The sequence below is a fragment of the Flexivirga alba genome (genome assembly GCF_042661025.1).
Taxonomy (GTDB): domain Bacteria; phylum Actinomycetota; class Actinomycetes; order Actinomycetales; family Dermatophilaceae; genus Flexivirga; species Flexivirga alba.
Window position 1 is genome coordinate 4371517 of the sequence record NZ_JBHSWH010000001.1, and the last position, 16940, is coordinate 4388456.

13 protein-coding genes, 1 other RNA gene and 1 pseudogene are annotated in these 16940 nt (G+C 66.4%); 5 read left to right on the forward strand and 10 right to left on the reverse strand.

Going from position 1 to position 16940, the window contains the following annotated elements:
* Nucleotides 1–48: 48 nt before the first annotated feature.
* Genes ACFQDH_RS21835 through ACFQDH_RS21845 form a run of 3 tightly spaced genes read right to left on the reverse strand, consistent with a single transcriptional unit; the run spans nucleotide 49 to nucleotide 3160 of the window.
* Nucleotides 49–372 (reverse strand): DUF3039 domain-containing protein, encoded by a 324-nt coding sequence (locus ACFQDH_RS21835; RefSeq protein ID WP_382404463.1) that lies wholly within the window; start codon nucleotides 370–372, stop codon nucleotides 49–51.
* A gap of 30 nt (nucleotides 373–402) precedes the next feature.
* Nucleotides 403–972, reverse strand: coding sequence for a YqgE/AlgH family protein (locus ACFQDH_RS21840; protein ID WP_382404464.1), 570 nt, complete (start codon nucleotides 970–972; stop codon nucleotides 403–405).
* A 46-nt stretch (nucleotides 973–1018) separates the two neighbouring features.
* Nucleotides 1019–3160, reverse strand: a complete 2142-nt coding sequence (locus ACFQDH_RS21845; RefSeq protein ID WP_382404465.1) for a DEAD/DEAH box helicase — start codon at nucleotides 3158–3160, stop codon at nucleotides 1019–1021.
* 325 nt (nucleotides 3161–3485) lie between these two features.
* On the opposite strand from ACFQDH_RS21845, the gene ACFQDH_RS21850 reads away from it, so the two are divergent.
* Entirely contained in the window at nucleotides 3486–3992 is a 507-nt protein-coding gene (locus ACFQDH_RS21850; protein ID WP_382404466.1) for a hypothetical protein, read from the forward strand.
* 17 nt (nucleotides 3993–4009) lie between these two features.
* Complete coding sequence (locus ACFQDH_RS21855; RefSeq protein WP_382404467.1) at nucleotides 4010–4654, forward strand: TetR/AcrR family transcriptional regulator; 645 nt, start codon at nucleotides 4010–4012, stop codon at nucleotides 4652–4654.
* Between the two features lie 3 nt (nucleotides 4655–4657).
* On the opposite strand, the gene ACFQDH_RS21860 is transcribed toward ACFQDH_RS21855, so the two are convergent.
* The 7 genes and pseudogenes from ACFQDH_RS21860 to ACFQDH_RS21890 form a co-directional block, all read right to left on the reverse strand.
* On the reverse strand, nucleotides 4658–6076 hold the full coding sequence (locus ACFQDH_RS21860) for an NAD-dependent malic enzyme (RefSeq protein ID WP_382404468.1): 1419 nt from the start codon (nucleotides 6074–6076) through the stop codon (nucleotides 4658–4660).
* Nucleotides 6077–6120: 44 nt separating this feature from the next.
* Nucleotides 6121–7545: a Re/Si-specific NAD(P)(+) transhydrogenase subunit beta gene (gene pntB, locus ACFQDH_RS21865; RefSeq protein WP_382404469.1), complete on the reverse strand. Its 1425-nt coding sequence runs from the start codon at nucleotides 7543–7545 to the stop codon at nucleotides 6121–6123.
* Nucleotides 7542–9067, reverse strand: a pseudogene (locus ACFQDH_RS21870) (Re/Si-specific NAD(P)(+) transhydrogenase subunit alpha). Before ACFQDH_RS21870 ends, pntB begins: the two are co-directional and overlap by 4 nt.
* Before the next feature lie 110 nt (nucleotides 9068–9177).
* Nucleotides 9178–10563, reverse strand: coding sequence for an FAD-binding oxidoreductase (locus ACFQDH_RS21875; RefSeq protein ID WP_382404470.1), 1386 nt, complete (start codon nucleotides 10561–10563; stop codon nucleotides 9178–9180).
* 174 nt (nucleotides 10564–10737) lie between these two features.
* Nucleotides 10738–11104, reverse strand: a transfer-messenger RNA (tmRNA) gene (gene ssrA / locus ACFQDH_RS21880).
* 180 nt (nucleotides 11105–11284) lie between these two features.
* Nucleotides 11285–12562: a class I SAM-dependent methyltransferase gene (locus ACFQDH_RS21885; protein ID WP_382404471.1), complete on the reverse strand. Its 1278-nt coding sequence runs from the start codon at nucleotides 12560–12562 to the stop codon at nucleotides 11285–11287.
* A 61-nt stretch (nucleotides 12563–12623) separates the two neighbouring features.
* On the reverse strand, nucleotides 12624–13955 hold the full coding sequence (locus ACFQDH_RS21890; protein ID WP_382404472.1) for an FAD-binding oxidoreductase: 1332 nt from the start codon (nucleotides 13953–13955) through the stop codon (nucleotides 12624–12626).
* Nucleotides 13956–14195: 240 nt separating this feature from the next.
* On the opposite strand from ACFQDH_RS21890, the gene ACFQDH_RS21895 reads away from it, so the two are divergent.
* From ACFQDH_RS21895 to ACFQDH_RS21905, 3 genes are all read left to right on the forward strand, one after another.
* Nucleotides 14196–14828, forward strand: coding sequence for a TetR/AcrR family transcriptional regulator (locus tag ACFQDH_RS21895; RefSeq protein ID WP_382404473.1), 633 nt, complete (start codon nucleotides 14196–14198; stop codon nucleotides 14826–14828).
* 161 nt (nucleotides 14829–14989) lie between these two features.
* Nucleotides 14990–16543 (forward strand): DHA2 family efflux MFS transporter permease subunit, encoded by a 1554-nt coding sequence (locus ACFQDH_RS21900; protein WP_382404474.1) that lies wholly within the window; start codon nucleotides 14990–14992, stop codon nucleotides 16541–16543.
* A 53-nt stretch (nucleotides 16544–16596) separates the two neighbouring features.
* Nucleotides 16597–16881: a biotin/lipoyl-containing protein gene (locus ACFQDH_RS21905; protein WP_382404475.1), complete on the forward strand. Its 285-nt coding sequence runs from the start codon at nucleotides 16597–16599 to the stop codon at nucleotides 16879–16881.
* The last annotated feature ends 59 nt before the right edge of the window (nucleotides 16882–16940 follow it).

Below are 16940 nucleotides of genomic sequence, written 5' to 3' on the forward strand. Positions count from 1 at the left end.
TAAGGCTAACCTCCACCACCGTCACTCCCGTGACGCGGGGCTGCGGCCTCAGCCCTTGTCGTCGCCACCGTCCTGCGGGGGGCGGATGCCTTCGAAAATTTCCTTGCAAGTCGGGCAGACCGGGAACTTCTCGGGGTCACGGCCCGGCACCCAGACCTTGCCGCAGAGCGCCGTCACGGGATCCCCGGACAGCGCGCTCTCCATGATCTTCTCCTTGCGCACGTAGTGCGCGAAGCGCTCGTGGTCGCCCGGCTCCTGCAACTCTTCCTGGGCATCGGTGCGCTCGCGCTCCAGAGTTGCCGTCGAGGTGCGGGGAAGGCTCGGTGCGCTCTCCGGAGAGGACAGGCGATCCGGTTCGTCGAGAGGGCTCATTCGCTAATTGTAGTTCGCCGGAAGGAGGCCTCAGTTGAGGTCCGGGTCCGCGGGGAAGGTGGCGGCGAACGAGACGGAGCTGCGTTGCCGTTTCAGGATTCGCGCCCACAACCCGTCCGGGTCCGGACTGAAGGCGTCACCAGGCTGTGCGTCGACCACGAACCACATGCCCACGTCGATCTCACCCTCGAGCTGCCCCTCGCCCCATCCGGCATACCCGGCGTAGATCCGTAGGCTGTCGACGACAGGGGCGATGATCGGCGGTGGCGCGTCCAGATCAACGAGACACATCCCGTCGAAAAGGCTTCGTATGCCGAGGGATTCGTCTTCGTTACCTTCTGACGACGCCAGCGCGAGTGCCGTGTCGAGCGACACGGGACCACCTTGGAAGACACAGTCAGGCGAGGACACGTGCTCCTGCCAGCCGGGTAGCACGGTGTCCACCTCGGCGCTGAGCGGGCGATTGAGGATCAACCCGTGCGCGCCCTCCTCGTCGTGATGAAGCACCAGCACGACGCTGCGGGTGAAGACGTCACCCTCGCCGAGGTCGGACTGCTCCTGCGGGACTGCGACGAGGAGTCGTCCGGTCAGGTCGGTCACTCAACCATTATGAGTGACCGACCCGCTGGAATGGTTGTGCCTGGGGTCAGCGCCCCGAACCGCCGCGCTGGAAGCGGTCCCGGCCGCCACCACGGTTGCCATCACGACCGCCGCGGTAACCACCACGGTCACCACCGCCGTAGCGGCTGTGTCCGCCACGGCCGGCGCGGTCGCCATACGAACGTCCACCGCGGGACGAGCGGGGCGGACTGATCAAACGCTGCAACTCGGCCTCGGAGATCGGCGCGCCCTCCGGCGTGCTGCCACCGGCGGCACGAATCACGTCGTCGCCGGGTCGTGCGTTCTGCACCTCGACGTCGACGCCGGCGGCGTCGAGCAGCCGCTGCATCGTGCGCCGCTGGTGCGGCAACGCCAGGGTCACGACGGTGCCCTTCTCGCCGGCACGCGCGGTGCGTCCAGCGCGGTGCTGGTAGTCCTTGTGGTCCGCCGGCGGGTCGACCTGCAGGACGACACCGACGTCGTCCACGTGGATCCCGCGGGCCGCGACGTCGGTCGCGACGAGCACCGGAACCTTGCCCTCCTTGAACGCGGACAGCACGCGGTTGCGCTGGCTCTGGTTCAAGCCGCCGTGCAGGGATGCCGCCAGGACACCTTGTTCACGCAGTTCCCCGGCCACTCGGTCGGCACCGAGCTTGGTCCGGACGAACACGACCGTGCGTCCGGCCCGGTTGGCGACCTCCGCCGTCACCAACTTCTTGTGACGCGGCTCGATCAGCAGCGCGTGGTGGTCCATGCCCGCGATCGACGAAGTGCCGTCGTCCGTGGCGTGCTCCACCGGGTCGGTGAGGTAGCGCTCGACAACGGTGTCGATGCCACGATCCAGCGTCGCGGAGAACAGCAGCCGCTGGCCGCCGGCCGGGACCTGGTCGAGGATCTGCTCGATCGCCTCCAGGAAGCCCATCTCGGCCATGTGGTCGGCCTCGTCGAGAATGGCGATCTCGACCCGGCTGAGGTCGGCGGCGCCGCGCTCCATCAGGTCGATCAAGCGGCCCGGCGTGGCGATCAAAAGGTCGACGCCGCGCTCAAGAGCTGACAACTGCGGCTCATAGGGCATTCCACCGGCGACCAGCTTGTGGCGCAGGCCGATCACGTGGACGAGCGGCTGCAACGCGTCGCTGACCTGCATCGCCAACTCACGCGTCGGCACCAGCACGACTGCCCGAGGCTGGCCCGAACGCGCCTTGCCACCGGCTGCGAGCCGGGTCAGGGTCGGCAGGCCGAAGGCCAATGTCTTTCCGGATCCGGTCCGCCCACGGCCGAGCACATCGCGGCCGGCGAGTGCGTCGGGAATCGTCGCGACCTGGATCGGGAACGGTGCGGTGATGCTGTCGCGAGCAAGTCGCTCAACCAGGGAGTCGGGGATGCCAAGGGCTGCGAAACCATTGCCCTCCAACGAGATCGGCTCGACAGGGTGCTCTTCGCACTTCACCGCGGGGCGGGCCTCGACGGGGCGCGACTCGACGGCGCGGTCATCGCGGCGAGGGCGGTCGAACTCGCGACGCTGCGGGCGATCCTCATGGCGGCTGTCGCGGACCGAGCCCTGTCGGTCATCACGGCGGTTGTCACGGTATGACGGACGACGGTTGTCGCGGTCGCCATACGACTTACGGTCATCGCGCTGGCCCGGACCCGATCGGTCGTCGCGGCCCTGGTAACCACCGCGACGGTCATCACGGCCCTGGTATCCACCACGACGGTCGTCACGCTGGCTCGGACCGGAACGGTCGTCACGACCCTGGTAACCACCACGACGGTCATCACGCTGGCCCGAAGCAGAACGGTCATCGCGACCCTGGTAACCACCACGGCGGTCATCACGCTGGCCCGAAGCAGAACGGTCATCGCGGCCCTGGTAACCACCACGGCGGTCGTCACGACCCTGGTAGCCGCCACGGTCGTCGCGACGGCCGTAACCACCGTTGTCGCCGTCGCGGCGCTCGTCGGAGCGACGCTGCGGACGGTCCTCGAAACGGCGCGGTCCGCGGTCGCCTTCACGGCGAGCTCCGCGCTCGGGACGGCCGGCAGACTCACTGTGTTCCTTGCGGGGTCCGCGGTCGCTCCCGGCGAACTCGCCGCGCTGCTTGCGCACGTCGGAGCGCTTGACCTCGAGCTTCTGGGCGCGCGTCCAGCGTGCCTTTTTGCCGTCCATGGATTTCTTGTTGGGCATGCGTTATTTCCTCTGAGTTCTTCTGGTGCTGCTGAGCGCACCTCGCGAGGCTCGGGCACGACGGATGATCCGCATCGGTGGCGGATGTCGCTGCTCGAGGGTCCTCGGCGCCGGATGATCTCGGCGCTCACAAAAGGAAAGTCAGCAATGAACGCAAGACCGCGTAATTAACAAAGGCAACGTTAGCGGAGGGTGTCGCCCTCGACCAAAACGAGAACGCCCACACGCACGTGATATCCGTCGCATTTCGCTCTTGAGCGAACGCTCAATTCTGTCGTATCCTCTTGTTGAGCGCTTGCTCAACTCGGCAGGAAGGGTGGAGTCCATGAGATCGACCAACACGAGTGGTTGGCTCCCGGACATCGGACTGTTCATCCTCTGGAGTGCTGCCGGTCTTGCCTCGGCCGTGGAAATCTCCGGCCTGTTGACGATCGGGATTTTGGTCGCACCCGTCGCATGGGCACTCCTCGGCCTGAGCGCGTGGCGCACGTTCCGACGGCCAGGGCGGACACACACCATGGCTGGACTACTCCTGCTGCCGGCATTGGTGATCGGCTACCTCGGCAGTTGGACGACGTTCATGTCCGATGCCGAAGGCGACCACTGCGCGTCTTCCGGCGGAGTGACCATGTGTCAGAGTTCGGCCACGTGCGACCCCTCGGGACAGTGCACTGACGCCACTCCCCCAGTCGCCGGAGACGGCAGCACCCACTTCCACTGGTTGTCTGCTCTGCCGTTCATCACGGTCGGGATCGTGGTCGTGTCGGCGGCAGTCGCGATCCTGATCGTCGGCCACCGACGCACGAACCGGCGGCTTCCACGGCCGGCATGACTTACGGTTGCGGCATCATGCCGGACACCAAGACCAAGCTGATCGACGCGACGATCGACGTCCTGCGCACCGACGGCATCACGGGCGTCTCGGCGCGCGTCGTCGCCGCGCGCGCCGACGTCAATCAGGCGCTTGTCTTCTATCACTTCGGCACCCTCACCGGCCTGATCGACACCGCTGCCCGACACGCAGTGGACGCGAGCGCAGATCATTACCGCGCGGCCTTCGCCGAGGTGGAGTCGCTGTCTGCCCTATTACGGACCGGGCGAGAATTGCACGCCGCCGAGCAGGCTTCCGGCAACGTCGCCCTCATGGCGCAGCTGATGGCCGGCGGTCAGCACGACCCGAAGCTCGCCGCCCCGGCACGTTATGGAATGACCCGGTGGGTCGACGAGATCGAGACAGTGATCGACCGGGTCCTGCGCGGCAGCCTGCTCGCCGACGTCTCCGACGCCCGTGGCCTGTCCCGCATCGTGTGCGCGAGCTTCATCGGCCTCGAACTGTATGACGGGGTCGACCCTGAAGGAGGCACCGCTGCCTTGGACGCGCTCACTCAACTCGCGCAGGTCAGCGACGCGATCGACGATCTCGGACCGGTCGCCCGACGCGCCGTGAGCGCACGACTGAAGTCGGGGTCACGGCGCGCTCAGCGCAAGACCTGAGGCTTATGCGTGTTCGTCGCCCTCATCGGCGCGGACCGCGTCGGCAACCGCGCGCGCGACGACCTTGGAGACGTCCGGATGGAAAACGCTCGGGACGATGTATGCCGGGTTGAGTTCCTCCGGCTTCACGACATCCGCGAGCGCCTCGGCAGCAGCCAGCATCACGTGCGTCGTGACGCGGCTGGCTGCCGCATCGAGCAGACCACGGAAGACACCCGGGAAGATCAGCACGTTGTTGATCTGATTGGCGAAGTCGCTGCGCCCGGTGGCGACCACGGTCGCGTGCTCGGCCGCTGCCGTCGGGTCGACCTCGGGGTCCGGGTTGGCGAGCGCGAAGACGATCGCGTCGTCCGCCATACCGGCGATGTCATCGCCGTTCAGGAGGTTGGGTGCCGAGACCCCGATGAAGACGTCGGCGCCGCGCACCGCGTCCTTCAAAGTGCCGGTGACGCGACCGGGGTTCGTCGTCGCGGCGAGCTTTGCCAGCGCACTGTCCGGGGCGGACTTGATGTCGTCGCGCTCCGGCTCGACCACACCGTTGATGTCGGACAGCACGATGTCCGTCGCGCCGGCGGCCGAGAGGAGCAACGCGATCGCCGTGCCTGCGGCACCGGCACCGGACTGGACGATGCGGACCTCTGACAACTCCTTGCCCACCACCCGCAGCGCGTTGCGGAGCGCCGCGAGGACCACGATCGCGGTGCCGTGCTGGTCGTCGTGGAAGACCGGGATGTCGAGTTCATCGCGCAAGCGGCGCTCGATCTCGAAGCAGCGCGGCGCCGAGATGTCCTCGAGGTTGATGCCGGCGAAGACCGGCGCGACCGCCTTGACCGTCCGGATGATCTCCTCGGTGTCCTTGGTGTCCAGGCACAGCGGGAACGCGTCGATGCCGGCGAAGCGCTTGAACAGCGCCGCCTTGCCCTCCATGACAGGCAGCGCAGCGAGTGGGCCGATGTCGCCCAGACCGAGCACCGCTGTGCCGTCCGTGACTACCGCGACGGTGTTGCGCTTGATCGTCAAACGCCTTGCGTCGTCAGGGTTTTCGGCGATGTCGAGGCAAACGCGTGCGACACCCGGGGTGTAGACCATGGACAGGTCGTCACGGTTGCGGATGGGGACCTTCGACTCGATGCTCAGCTTGCCGCCGAGGTGCGCCAGGAAGGTGCGGTCACTGACCTTGTGGATCTCGACGCCCTCGACCGCGCGCATCGCGGCCACCAACTCGGCTGCGTGGTCCGCGTCGCGCGCCGCTGCCGTGACGTCGATCGTCATTCGAGCGTTGTCCGAGTGGGTGATGTCGAGCGCTGTCACCAGCCCGCCGTTGCGCTCGACGGCGCCGGTCAACTCGCTGACGGCGGTCGCCCGCCCGGGGAGTTCGATGCGGGCGGTGATCGAATTGGACACGGAAGGCAGCGCGGTCATGACCGCCATTGTTGTGGGTCCGCGGGTTCGCGCGCCACCGGGGGTCAGCGCAGGCCGGCGATGATCGCCGTCACCTGATCCTTCGCGTCGCCGAAGAGCATCCCGGTGTTGTCGCGATGGAAGAGCGGGTTGGGCACTCCGGCATACCCCGAGGCCATTGACCGCTTCAGGACGACGACGTCCGTGGCCTCCCACACGCGCAGCACCGGCATACCGGCGATCGGTGAGCTCGGGTCCTCCGCGGCGGCCGGGTTCACCGTGTCGTTCGCGCCGATCACCAGCACGACGTCGGTGGCGGCGAAGTCGTCGTTGACCTCGTCCATTTCGAGCACGATGTCGTAGGGCACCTTGGCCTCGGCGAGCAGCACGTTCATGTGCCCGGGCAGTCGCCCTGCGACCGGATGTATGGCGAACCGCACCTGGATTCCCTTGTCGCGCAAGACTTTCGTCAGGTCGGCGACGCCATACTGGGCTTGCGCGACCGCCATTCCGTAACCGGGCGCGATGACGACCGAACTCGCCGCGGACAGCAGCTCCGCGACCTCGGCGACACTCGTCTCCCGATGGCTGCCGAGATCACCGCCGGCCGACGGACCGGCCTCGATGCCGAATCCGCCGGCGATGACCGACAGGAAGGAGCGGTTCATCGCCTGGCACATGATGTAGGACAGGTAGGCGCCCGAGGATCCGACCAGCGCGCCGGTGACGATCAGCAGGTCGTTCTCGAGCAGGAAGCCAGAGGCGGCGGCCGCCCAGCCGGAGTAACTGTTGAGCATCGACACCACGACCGGCATGTCGCCGCCGCCGATCGACGCGACCAGGTGCAGGCCGAGCGCGAGCGCCAGCAGCGTCACCACGACCAGCAGCCACAGCTGGGGTTGTATGACGAACCACACCGTCAGCCCGACGAACACGACCAGGGTGCCGAGGTTGAGCAGGTTCTTGCCCGGCAGGACCAGTGGCTTGGACTTCATCCGAGCCGACAGCTTCAGGAACGCGATGATCGACCCGGTGAAGGTGACCGCTCCGACGAAGACGCCGATGAACACCTCGGCGTGGTGAATCCCCAAGGTGCTCAAGGCATTCAGGTGCGCAGCCTCGGCGCCGTGCGGGTCGTTCTCCACCTCCAGATAGCCGTTCCAGCCGACCAGGACAGCGGCGAGCCCGACGAAGGAATGCAGCGCAGCGATCAGCTCCGGCATCCCGGTCATCTCGACGACGCGCGCTCGCCACAGGCCGATCGCGGCACCGATGATCATGGCCACGACCAGCAGGCCGAGCCCGGATCCCTCGATGTCCCGGTCGATCGCGAGCGCGATGGTGGCTGCGAGCGCCAGCGTCATACCAGCGATGCCGAAGGTGTTGCCGACCTTGGCTGTCTCGTGTCTCGACAATCCGTCAAGGGCAAGGATGAAGAGCAGGGCGGCGACGATGTATGCCGCAGAAGCGGCGGAAGCGACTGTGATCATGAGCGCGTGAACATTCCGAGCATGCGGCGGGTGACCGCGAAACCGCCGAAGACGTTGATCGACGCGAGCAGGATCGCCGCGAACGAGACGATTGTGATGGCGGTGTCGTGCTGGCCGATCTGCAGCAATGCGCCGACGACGATGATGCCGGAGATGGCGTTGGTGACCGACATCAGCGGCGTGTGCAGCGCGTGGTGCACATTGCGAATCACGTAGTAGCCGATGACGATTGCCAGCGCGAAGACCGTCAGATGCACCGTGAGTGCTGCCGGCGAGATCGCCAGCAGGACGAAGAGCACGCCCGCGACCACGAGGACTCCGGCCAGCCGCCGGCCCGGCGTCAGCGGCTGTTTCTCCGGCTTCGGCTCGGGCCGCTTCTCATCGCCGCCCGCTGCCGGCGCCACCGACACCTGCACGGGTGGTGGGGGCCAGCGCAGCTGCCCGTCGCGCACCACCAGGATCGAGCGCTGCACGACGTCGTCCTCATCGATGACCAGGACGCCGTCCTTGCCGGGTGTGAGCAGCTTCAGCAGGTTGACCAGGTTGGTGCCGTAGAGCTGGGATGCCTGGGCGGGCAGTCGGCCGGCGAGATCGGTGTAGCCGATGATCGTCACGCCGCCGTCCGTGACGATCTTTTCGCCGGCCACGGAACCCTCGACGTTGCCTCCGTTGGCGGCGGCCATGTCGACCAGGACACTCCCGGACCGCATCGTCGCCACCATGTCAGCGGTGATGAGGCGCGGCGCCGGCCGGCCCGGGATCAGGGCGGTCGTCACGATGATGTCGACGTCGCGCGCCTGGTCCGCATAGAGCTGCACCTCGCGTGCTTTGTAGTCCTCACCCATCTCCTTGGCGTAGCCCGTGGCAGACACTTCGGCATCTGGATCTTCGATCGAAAGGTATTCGCCACCAAGGGATCTCACCTGGTCGGCAACCTCGGGGCGAGGGTCGGTGGCCCGCACGATCGCGCCCAGCGAGACCGCCGTACCGATCGCAGCCAGCCCGGCGACACCGGCGCCACACACCAACACTTTCGCCGGGGGCACCTTGCCGGCGGCCGTCACCTGCCCGGTGAAGAACCGCCCGAACGCGTGCGCGGCCTCCACCACCGCGCGGTAGCCGGCGATGTTCGCCATCGACGACAACACGTCCAGCGACTGGGCCCGCGAGATCCGCGGTGCGGCGTCGAGCGACATAGCGGTGATCGGTCGCTGCGCCAGGTCTTCGACCAACCCGGGGTGCAGGCGCGGAGCGAGTATGCCGACGACGGTCGCACCTGCGTGCAGCTGGTCGAGTTGATCTGCCGCGAGCGCGTTGACTCCGAGGACGATGTCCGCCGTCAACGCGTCGCCGAGCTCGGCACCGGCTTCGGCGTACGCCTCGTCGGCGAAGCTGGACTGCTCCCCGCACCCGGCTCGACCAGCACGTCATACCCGAGCTTGCGCAGCTCACGGACGGTGGCTGGGGTCGCGGCGACTCGGGTCTCCTCCGTCGCGGCTTCCCTGACGACTCCGACCCGCATGGGGATCCTCTCGCTCGGTTGTCGACATCGTAGGGTCCACAACCGACCTGCGGGCCGAAGAAGTCACCGACTCCCCGCAAGGCTCCGGAAACTTCTGCCCCGCACCGCCGTCATCGAAGGCGGCTGTGGGGCTGTGCGAAGCGGAAGCCGCCGTGCGGATCGTGGCGCTCGTGCAGTGCGTCGAGACGGTCGCGAGTCTCAGCCGACCAGGCGTCGATGGGACGACTCGTATCGCAGCCGTGGAAGTTGATCAAGGTGCCCCCGGTGGCCCAGGGAGCGAGCGCGTCGATGACGGCACGGCCAGCCGCCGGTGTGGCTTCGATGAGTGGGGGTGGCAGTGCACCAACGACGTACGCGTTGAAGGCGGCACCCCGGCCACCGACGGCGTTGTCAGATCCTTGTGTTCCGGCTACTGCGCCACTCAACGGCCTGATCTCGGCGACGATCAACGGCACCTCGACGCCGGGTCCGGCCGCCGCGAGCAACGCGTCGACGGCCACCGCCGGCAGGTCCGTCAGCAGGCAGCTCGTGTCCCATGCCGGAAGCGGATCAGCCGGATCGCAGTGCACCGACGCGATCGCCGAGTATGGCGTGACCGCAACGGTGTCGATGAGCGCGGGTGCGATCGCACGGATCGGCGCGAGCTCCCGTTCGCCCTGGTCGGACCCACCGACATACAAATACCGAACATGCACGGTCAGCCGTCCGCGCAATGGCTGCGGGACGTCGGGAAGATCCGGTAGCCGTAGTAGGGCGATCGAGCTGTTCGCCCGGTCGGGGAGCTGACTGACCCACTCGCGCCAGGCGTGCAGCACAGCCGGCGCGTGCTGACCGTCGAAGAACAATCCTCCGCCGTAGTAATGCGCCACCGGCATCAGGTCGAAGTCGAGCTCGGTCACGATGCCGAGCTGGCACTTGCCCCCACGCAGACCCCAGAAGAGCTCGGGCTCCGAGTCGGCAGTGACCTCGTGCACTGCTCCGTCGGCCGTGACCAACTGCAGCCGTCGCACGTGATCGGCCGCGAATCCGAAGGTGCGGGCCATCGGGCCGAGCCCGCCACCGAGCGTGTAACCGACCACGCCGACCGTCACGGACGATCCGTTCAACGGCGCGAGCCCGTATGGCGCGGCGGCGTCGATCACCGGCTGCCAACGGACGCCCGCAGCCACTCGAGCTGTGCGGCGCTCCGGGTCGACGTGCAGTGCGTTCATCGAGCTGGTGTCGATCAGCACACCACCCTCGACCGGGACCGTGGCGCCGTGACCGGTCGCCTGCACACCGATCGGCAGACCCTGGTCCCCGGCGAACCGGACCGCCTGGACGACGTCCTCGGTGCACGCGGCGGCGACGACCACGTCAGGGCGGTGGGTGACTGCGAGATTGAAGCCGGACGTCGCGTCGGCCCACCCGGGGTCTCCGGACTCGAGCACCCGGCCGGAGACCGACCGTCGGAGCGATTCCGCCGGAGTTGCAGGCACGAGAGGGACGTTCGTCATTGCTGTGGACCCTTCGCGATGCGTATATCTGACCGGACCGGTCTCGCGAACGTAGTGCTGAGTGGCGGGGTTGGGTCGGTTAATTGCAGCGACTCCTGGCCAAGCGGGCCCACGACAAAGAAACGCCGCGACCCGAACGAACGGGCCGCGGCGTTTCCGAGGTGATGATGGCTCTTGTGGAGGTGGCGGGAATCGAACCCGCGTCCGCTGGCGGCGAGATAAGGCTTCTCCGGGCGCAGTGCGCTGAGGATTTTCTCGGCCCCAGGGCTCGCGCGCACACGTTCCCTGACAGGCCCAGTCGAGAAAGAGTCCCGTGCCGCCCCTCGACGTGACGACACAGCAAGTCCTCTAGCTGACGCCAGACACTGGGTCGAGAACTAGCCCAGGCTGACGGACTTCAGGCTCGCTTAGGCAGCGAGGGCGAAGTCGGTGCGATTTGAGTCGGCACCTATTGGTTTTGCACGGAGCGTTAACGAGATAACCGTGCATCCTCGGCCCGCTTCCCCTACGACGGCGATCAGCGTCGAAACCGATCACCCCCATTTGATTTTGATGCGCCTCCTCCTCGTCGTCCGACCTCGTTCCTCGGTCGTCCGACGCATCGTCGGCACATCGTCATGACTGCAGCCCGAGGGTCTGCAGCGCGAACCATCACCACTGTTCAGTTGTGCGTCGAAGCATAGGGTCCAACGCCGGCGAACGCGAACCGATTCCCCGTGGCTCAGACGCCGAAGTCGGGGCGCAGCGGGTATGCCGCCTTCCCGTCGGGCGCGATCTTTTCGCCGAGCGCCTGATGCAGCTGGATGTGGTTGCGCTCGAAGCCGATGGACGATCCGGCCAGGTAGAGGCCCCACACCCGGGAGGTCTGCGCACCGGCGTCGCGCACGCACTCGTCCCAGTTCGCGGAGAGGTTCTTGCACCACTCGCGGGTCGTGCGGGCGTAGTGCTCGCGCAGGTCCTCGCTGTGCCGGACCTCGAAACCCTCGTCCTCCATCGCCGAGATGATGGTGCCGACGCCCGTGATCTCGCCATCGGGGAAGACGTACCGGTTGATGAAGCCGCCGCGGGTCAGCGCCGGCGCCTTGTTGTCGGGCCGGGTGATGCTGTGGTTGAGCATCCGACCACCGACCTTGAGCTTGTCATAGTTGAACTTGAAGTAGCTGGGGTAGTTCTTGACGCCGATGTGCTCGGTGAGCCCGATCGAGCTAACGGCGTCGAAGCCCGTCTCGGTGATGTCGCGGTAGTCGCCGTGCCGCACCTCGGCGCGGTCATCGAGACCGTGCACCTTGAGGCTCTGCTGCGCCCAGGACGCCTGCTCGGCGGAAAGCGTCACACCGAGCGCCGTCACGCCGTAGTTCGTGACCGCGTGCTTGACCATGCCGCCCCAGCCACAGCCGATGTCGAGCAGCCGCATGCCCGGCCGCAGGCCGAGCTTCTTGCAGACCAGGTCGAACTTGTGCTCCTGCGCCTGCTCCAAGGTCGCTCCTGCGTCCGGGTAGCACGCGCAGGTGTAGGCCATCGTCGGGCCGAGCACCAACTCGTAGAACTCGTTACTGACGTCGTAGTGGTGGTGGATCGCTTCTGCGTCCCGCTTGCGGGAGTGACGCAAACCCTCCACCGTGCGCCGCCACTGCGGCACCGCTTCTTGCGACGGCAGGGCCGGCATCCGAAAACTCTTCAATCCCAACGATCGGGTGATGTCGACCAACTCAGCGGCCGACGGCCTCTTGACCGCGAAGCCATCCAGGAAGAGCGAGAGGAATTCATAGGGATCGCCCGGGTCGATGCCTTCGACCAGCAGGTCACCCATGATGTAGGCGCGGGCCAGCCCCAGCTCGCCGGGAGCCGTGACGAGATAGCGCAGTGCCCTCTCGTTGGAGATGTCGATCGTCACCACTGCGTCCGGATTTCCGCCGCGGGAGCCGTCGTAGGCCCTGACCGCGAATGGCACATCGGTGCCGAAGATCCGGTCGGAAATTTCGCCGATGCCAAGAGTCACCGCCGCTTCACCGCCTTCGTGTAGAGGTCGGGCAGCCGCCCGTCCGGGTCGTACTTGCTCTTCACTGCCTTGAGTGTCTCTCCACCGTAAAGATTCCAGAAGGTCTCTTCGTCGTAATAGACATCGCTGTAGAGCGACTTGTGACCACCCATCTCGTGGATGACGCGCTCGATGTCCTTGTTGACGTCACCGTCCGCCCGCCCCGGAGCGATCTCGACGGTCGACCAGAAGCCGACGTTGACGTACTGCTCCCCCGCTTCAGCGGATAGAGCGGCCACGGTTGGTTCCCGTGCTCGTGATCGCGAACAGCCAACGGGCACAACCAGATCGGCTCGATCGGAACGTTGTCGAGGAACCAGTCGAGGAACTCTTCGGTGCGGTCGAGAGAGACCTCGACGTCCTGCACCACGCGCTCCCGTGGCAGCTTGCCCTTCTTGGCGTCCAGCTTGGCGAAGTAGCCGTGGTTGTTCTCCCAGCGGATGACCTTGCTGTAGACGTCGCTGCGCAGATAACGCCGCGGCACCAGCCGGCGGAGCTTCGGGTTCTGCAGTCCGAGCGCACGGTTGCACCAGAACCAGTCGGTGTCCCACCGCCACAAGTAGTCCAACGCACTCAGATAGTCCTCGCCGCGTTGCTGGATGGAGCGGTAGAAGATCTGCTGGCCCGTGTAGTCGGAGGTGTATGGCGCAGAACTTGCCCAGCTTCCCAGCACGAGGTAGGACTCGGCGCGCGAAAACACTACTCCGTCAACGAATTCCACGTCCTCGCCGTTGTAGCTGCGTTCCTTCAGGATCTGCCGGAGCGTGTCGATCAGCTCGCTGATCGCGTCGAAGCGCACGTGCCGTAGATGGACGTATGGCGCCACCCGCTCCAGCCTGATCTTCAGCCGCACCGAGTAGCCGAGCGAGCCGTAGGAATTGGGGAACGACCGGAAGAGATCGGCATGCTCGTTGTCATCGGTGGCCGTGACGATCTCGCCGGCACCGGTCAGCACATCCATCTCGAGTACCGACTCGTGCGGCAGTCCGTTGCGGAATGACGACGACTCGATCCCGAGACCGGTGACCGCGCCGCCGAGCGTGATCGTGCGCAGCTGCGGCACGACATACGGCATCAGTCCGTAACGCAACGTCGCATCGACCAGGTCCTCGTAGGTCGTCATACCCTGCACGTCCGCCGTACCTGCGCGAGGATCCACCTCAACGACGCCGTTCAAGCGCGAAACATCAAGTCCTGGAACAGGATTCGCCTCACGAGGGCGGAAGAGGTTCGACGTCTTCTTGGCCAGCCGAACGGGCGCGGCCGCAGGCATCGCTGCCAACTGACGTTGCAGGTCTTCGACCGCCGTTCGGTGCTTTGCCCAGCCGACGATCTCGCCGCGTGCACGCGCCACTACTTCCTCCAAGACCGCGCTGTCAGGTTGCGTCCAGCAACCTACTCCTCGCCGCGGCCGACGGACCCCCAGCCCTCCATAGACAACCGATGCGACCCACATCACAGCCATATCGCCACAGATGACTTGCATCCACGAGTGGAGGGGTTTACCTTGACATGGAACGAAACAGTTTCGTTTCATCGAAGATCAGGAAGACTGGTACTCGATGACCTACTCCCCAAGGAAGGACCTACCGCGATGAACGTCTCAGCGACCACCACCGAAGTCGGCAGCAAGCCACGTGTCGAAGGTGACCGCGAGGCGGAGATCCTGGAGGGCGTCATCGCGACGCTCATCGAGGTCGGCTACGACCGGATGACCTTCGACGCAGTGGCCGCGAAGGTGCGCGCCAGCAAGGCGACTCTCTACCGGAAATGGCCGACCAAGGCCGATCTGGTGGTCAGTGCGCTGGAGCATCTCAAGGCACAGGGCGGCGAGGACCCGCACGGCCTGCCCGACACCGGCAGCCTGGTCGGCGACCTCACCTTCCATTTCTGCGACGACCAGGAATTCAACGAGAAGTCGACGCTGCTCTTCGGCGCCGTCGTCTCTGCGATCCATCGCGACGCCGAGCTGACTTCGGTTTTCAACGAACGCTTCATGAAGCCGCGTATGGCGCAGCTGCGTGAGGTCGTCCTTCGCGCACAGCAGCGAGGCGAGGTCGGCGCCCATGCCGACGTCGACCAACTTGCCGGCATCCTGCCGTCGGCCATCGCCTATCGGGTGATGACCACGGGCGAATGTCCGGACGAACCCTTCATCACTTCAACCATCGAGCAGGTCATGCTCCCCGCTTGCCGGGCCAGCGTGAGGGACAGCGGACAGCAGTAGTCCGCTAGACCCGCTTTCCTTTTCAGGTAGTCACTCACCCGTCGCAGCGCGGCGGAACGGCACCATCTGCCCTCATACCATCCGACGACCGTGCTCGGTCGCCGGCCGAATACCCCTGTGCCTAATCACCGTCGGGCACCAATCAGTGGAAGGAACACCCGATGACCGCAATCGTCGACGTGGTGTCCGAGGAGAAGGCCACACCGAGGAAGACAAACCTCACCGTGGCGCTCATCGTCATCGCCATGGCGCAGTTGATGATCGTGCTGGACGGCACGATCGTGAACATCGCCACACCGCACATCTTGACCGACCTGAACTTCACGCAGTCGAGCGTGCAGTGGGTCGTCACGGCATACGCTTTGTCCTTCGGCAGCCTGTTGCTGCTCGGCGGACGCCTGGGCGATCTCTTCGGCCGCCGCCGCATGTTCATCCTGGGTGTGACGGTCTTCGCGATCGCCTCACTGATCGGCGGTATCGCACCGACCGGGCCGCTCCTCCTGGCCGCTCGCGCCCTGCAAGGCGCCGGCGCAGCGCTGGCGTCACCTGCCGCACTCGCCCTGATCAACACCACTTTCCCCGCGGGGAAGGAGCGCAACCGGGCCATGGCCGTCTACGCGGCAATGTCCGGTGCGGGCGCAGCGGTCGGTCTCATCCTCGGTGGGCTGCTCACCGAAGCAGACTGGCGCTGGACGTTCTTCATCAACGTCCCGATCGGTCTCGCCGTCGCAGCTCTCGCACCGCGGGTGCTGATCGAGTCCGAGGGCAGTGATGGGACGCTCGACGTCTGGGGCGCCGTGACCGGCACCGTGGGTCTCCTCGGCATCGTCTACGGCCTGTCCCACGCCGGCCAGCAGGGCTCCTCGTGGGGAGATTTCGAGACCCTCTTCCCGCTGATCGGCGGGTTGGTCGTCCTCGCGATCTTCGTTCTCGTGGAGAGTCGGGTGAAGCACCCGCTGCTGCCGATGCGCATCCTCACCGACCGCACCCGCGCAGTGTCGCTCTTCTCGATGCTGCTGATCGGTGCCGGGATGTTCTCGATGTTCTTCTTCCTCGGCCTGTTCGTCCAGCAGGTGCTGGGCTACTCGCCGGTCAAGTCCGGGTTCTCGTTCCTGCCGTTCAGCGTCGGGATCGTGGCAGCCGCGGGCATCGCGTCGAACCTGGCCGGGCGGGTCGACCCCCGCTGGCTGGCCGGCTTCGGTGGAGTCATGACGACCGCCGCAATGTGGGGATTCACCCAGTTGTCGACGAGCAGTGGCTACGCATCGCACCTTCTGCCGTGGGTCACGGTCATGGGCTTCGGCATGGGGTTCCTGTTCATTCCGCTGACCCTGACCGCCACCGCCGGGGTCAGCAAGGACGACTCGGGTGCCGCCGCGTCGGCGCTCAATACCGCACAGCAAATCGGAGGAGCTGTCGGAATTGCAGCGTTGACAACAGTGTTCACGCACTACGCGACGCAGAAGGGCAATGACCTGGCCGCGGCCGGTCAGGCAGCGATGGAGAAGGCCACGGCCGCCGGTCAGACCCCGACGAAGGGTCAGATCGCTGACGCAACGCACCAAGCGGCGCTGCAGGCGCAGACCTACGGGTCGACCCACGCCTTCTGGTTCGCCGCGGGGATGCTGCTGATCGGCACCGTGCTGGTCATCACCCTGCTGAACATCAAGCACACCCAGCTCGCCACCGAGGAGGCCGCCGTTCACGTCGGCTGATCCTGGACGAGCAAGTTCTCGAACGGGCCATGGCCCGACCCCAAGGTCGGGCCATGGCCCGTTCGTTGCATGCCGTCCCTCGGCCGCTGGCCGTCGCACGCATCAGCGGTCGGCCCGACACCACCACCCTCGGTGGCATCACCGCGCCCTTCGGCGGGGCCGTGACCTTCGCAGTCGCGGTCGGCGACCAGGTGGCGACCGGCGACGTGGTCGCGGTCCTCGAGGCCATGAAGCTCGAGGCCGCCCTGACCACTCCGTTGGCCGGGACGGTGCGCCGGCTCGCCATACCCGACCAGTCGCTCGTCGAGGGTGGCGACGTACTGCTGGAGATCAGCTGATCTCCGGTGTAGCTCACGGGTGTTGGAACCCATCGGCGGCCGCTCGGGTCATAATGAGC

What these genes read in the sequence shown, in the direction of transcription:
- ACFQDH_RS21835 (WP_382404463.1), bottom strand. Translation starts at nt 372, where the DNA reads ATGAGCCCTCTCGACGAACCGGATCGCCTGTCCTCTCCGGAGAGCGCA.
- ACFQDH_RS21850 (WP_382404466.1), top strand. Translation starts at nt 3,486, where the DNA reads ATGAGATCGACCAACACGAGTGGTTGGCTCCCGGACATCGGACTGTTC.
- ACFQDH_RS21875 (WP_382404470.1), bottom strand. Translation starts at nt 10,563, where the DNA reads ATGACGAACGTCCCTCTCGTGCCTGCAACTCCGGCGGAATCGCTCCGA.
- ACFQDH_RS21860 (WP_382404468.1), bottom strand. Translation starts at nt 6,076, where the DNA reads ATGACCGCGCTGCCTTCCGTGTCCAATTCGATCACCGCCCGCATCGAA.
- ACFQDH_RS21895 (WP_382404473.1), top strand. Translation starts at nt 14,196, where the DNA reads ATGAACGTCTCAGCGACCACCACCGAAGTCGGCAGCAAGCCACGTGTC.
- ACFQDH_RS21905 (WP_382404475.1), top strand. Translation starts at nt 16,597, where the DNA reads ATGGCCCGTTCGTTGCATGCCGTCCCTCGGCCGCTGGCCGTCGCACGC.
- ACFQDH_RS21900 (WP_382404474.1), top strand. Translation starts at nt 14,990, where the DNA reads ATGACCGCAATCGTCGACGTGGTGTCCGAGGAGAAGGCCACACCGAGG.
- ACFQDH_RS21845 (WP_382404465.1), bottom strand. Translation starts at nt 3,160, where the DNA reads ATGCCCAACAAGAAATCCATGGACGGCAAAAAGGCACGCTGGACGCGC.
- ACFQDH_RS21855 (WP_382404467.1), top strand. Translation starts at nt 4,010, where the DNA reads ATGCCGGACACCAAGACCAAGCTGATCGACGCGACGATCGACGTCCTG.
- pntB (WP_382404469.1), bottom strand. Translation starts at nt 7,545, where the DNA reads ATGATCACAGTCGCTTCCGCCGCTTCTGCGGCATACATCGTCGCCGCC.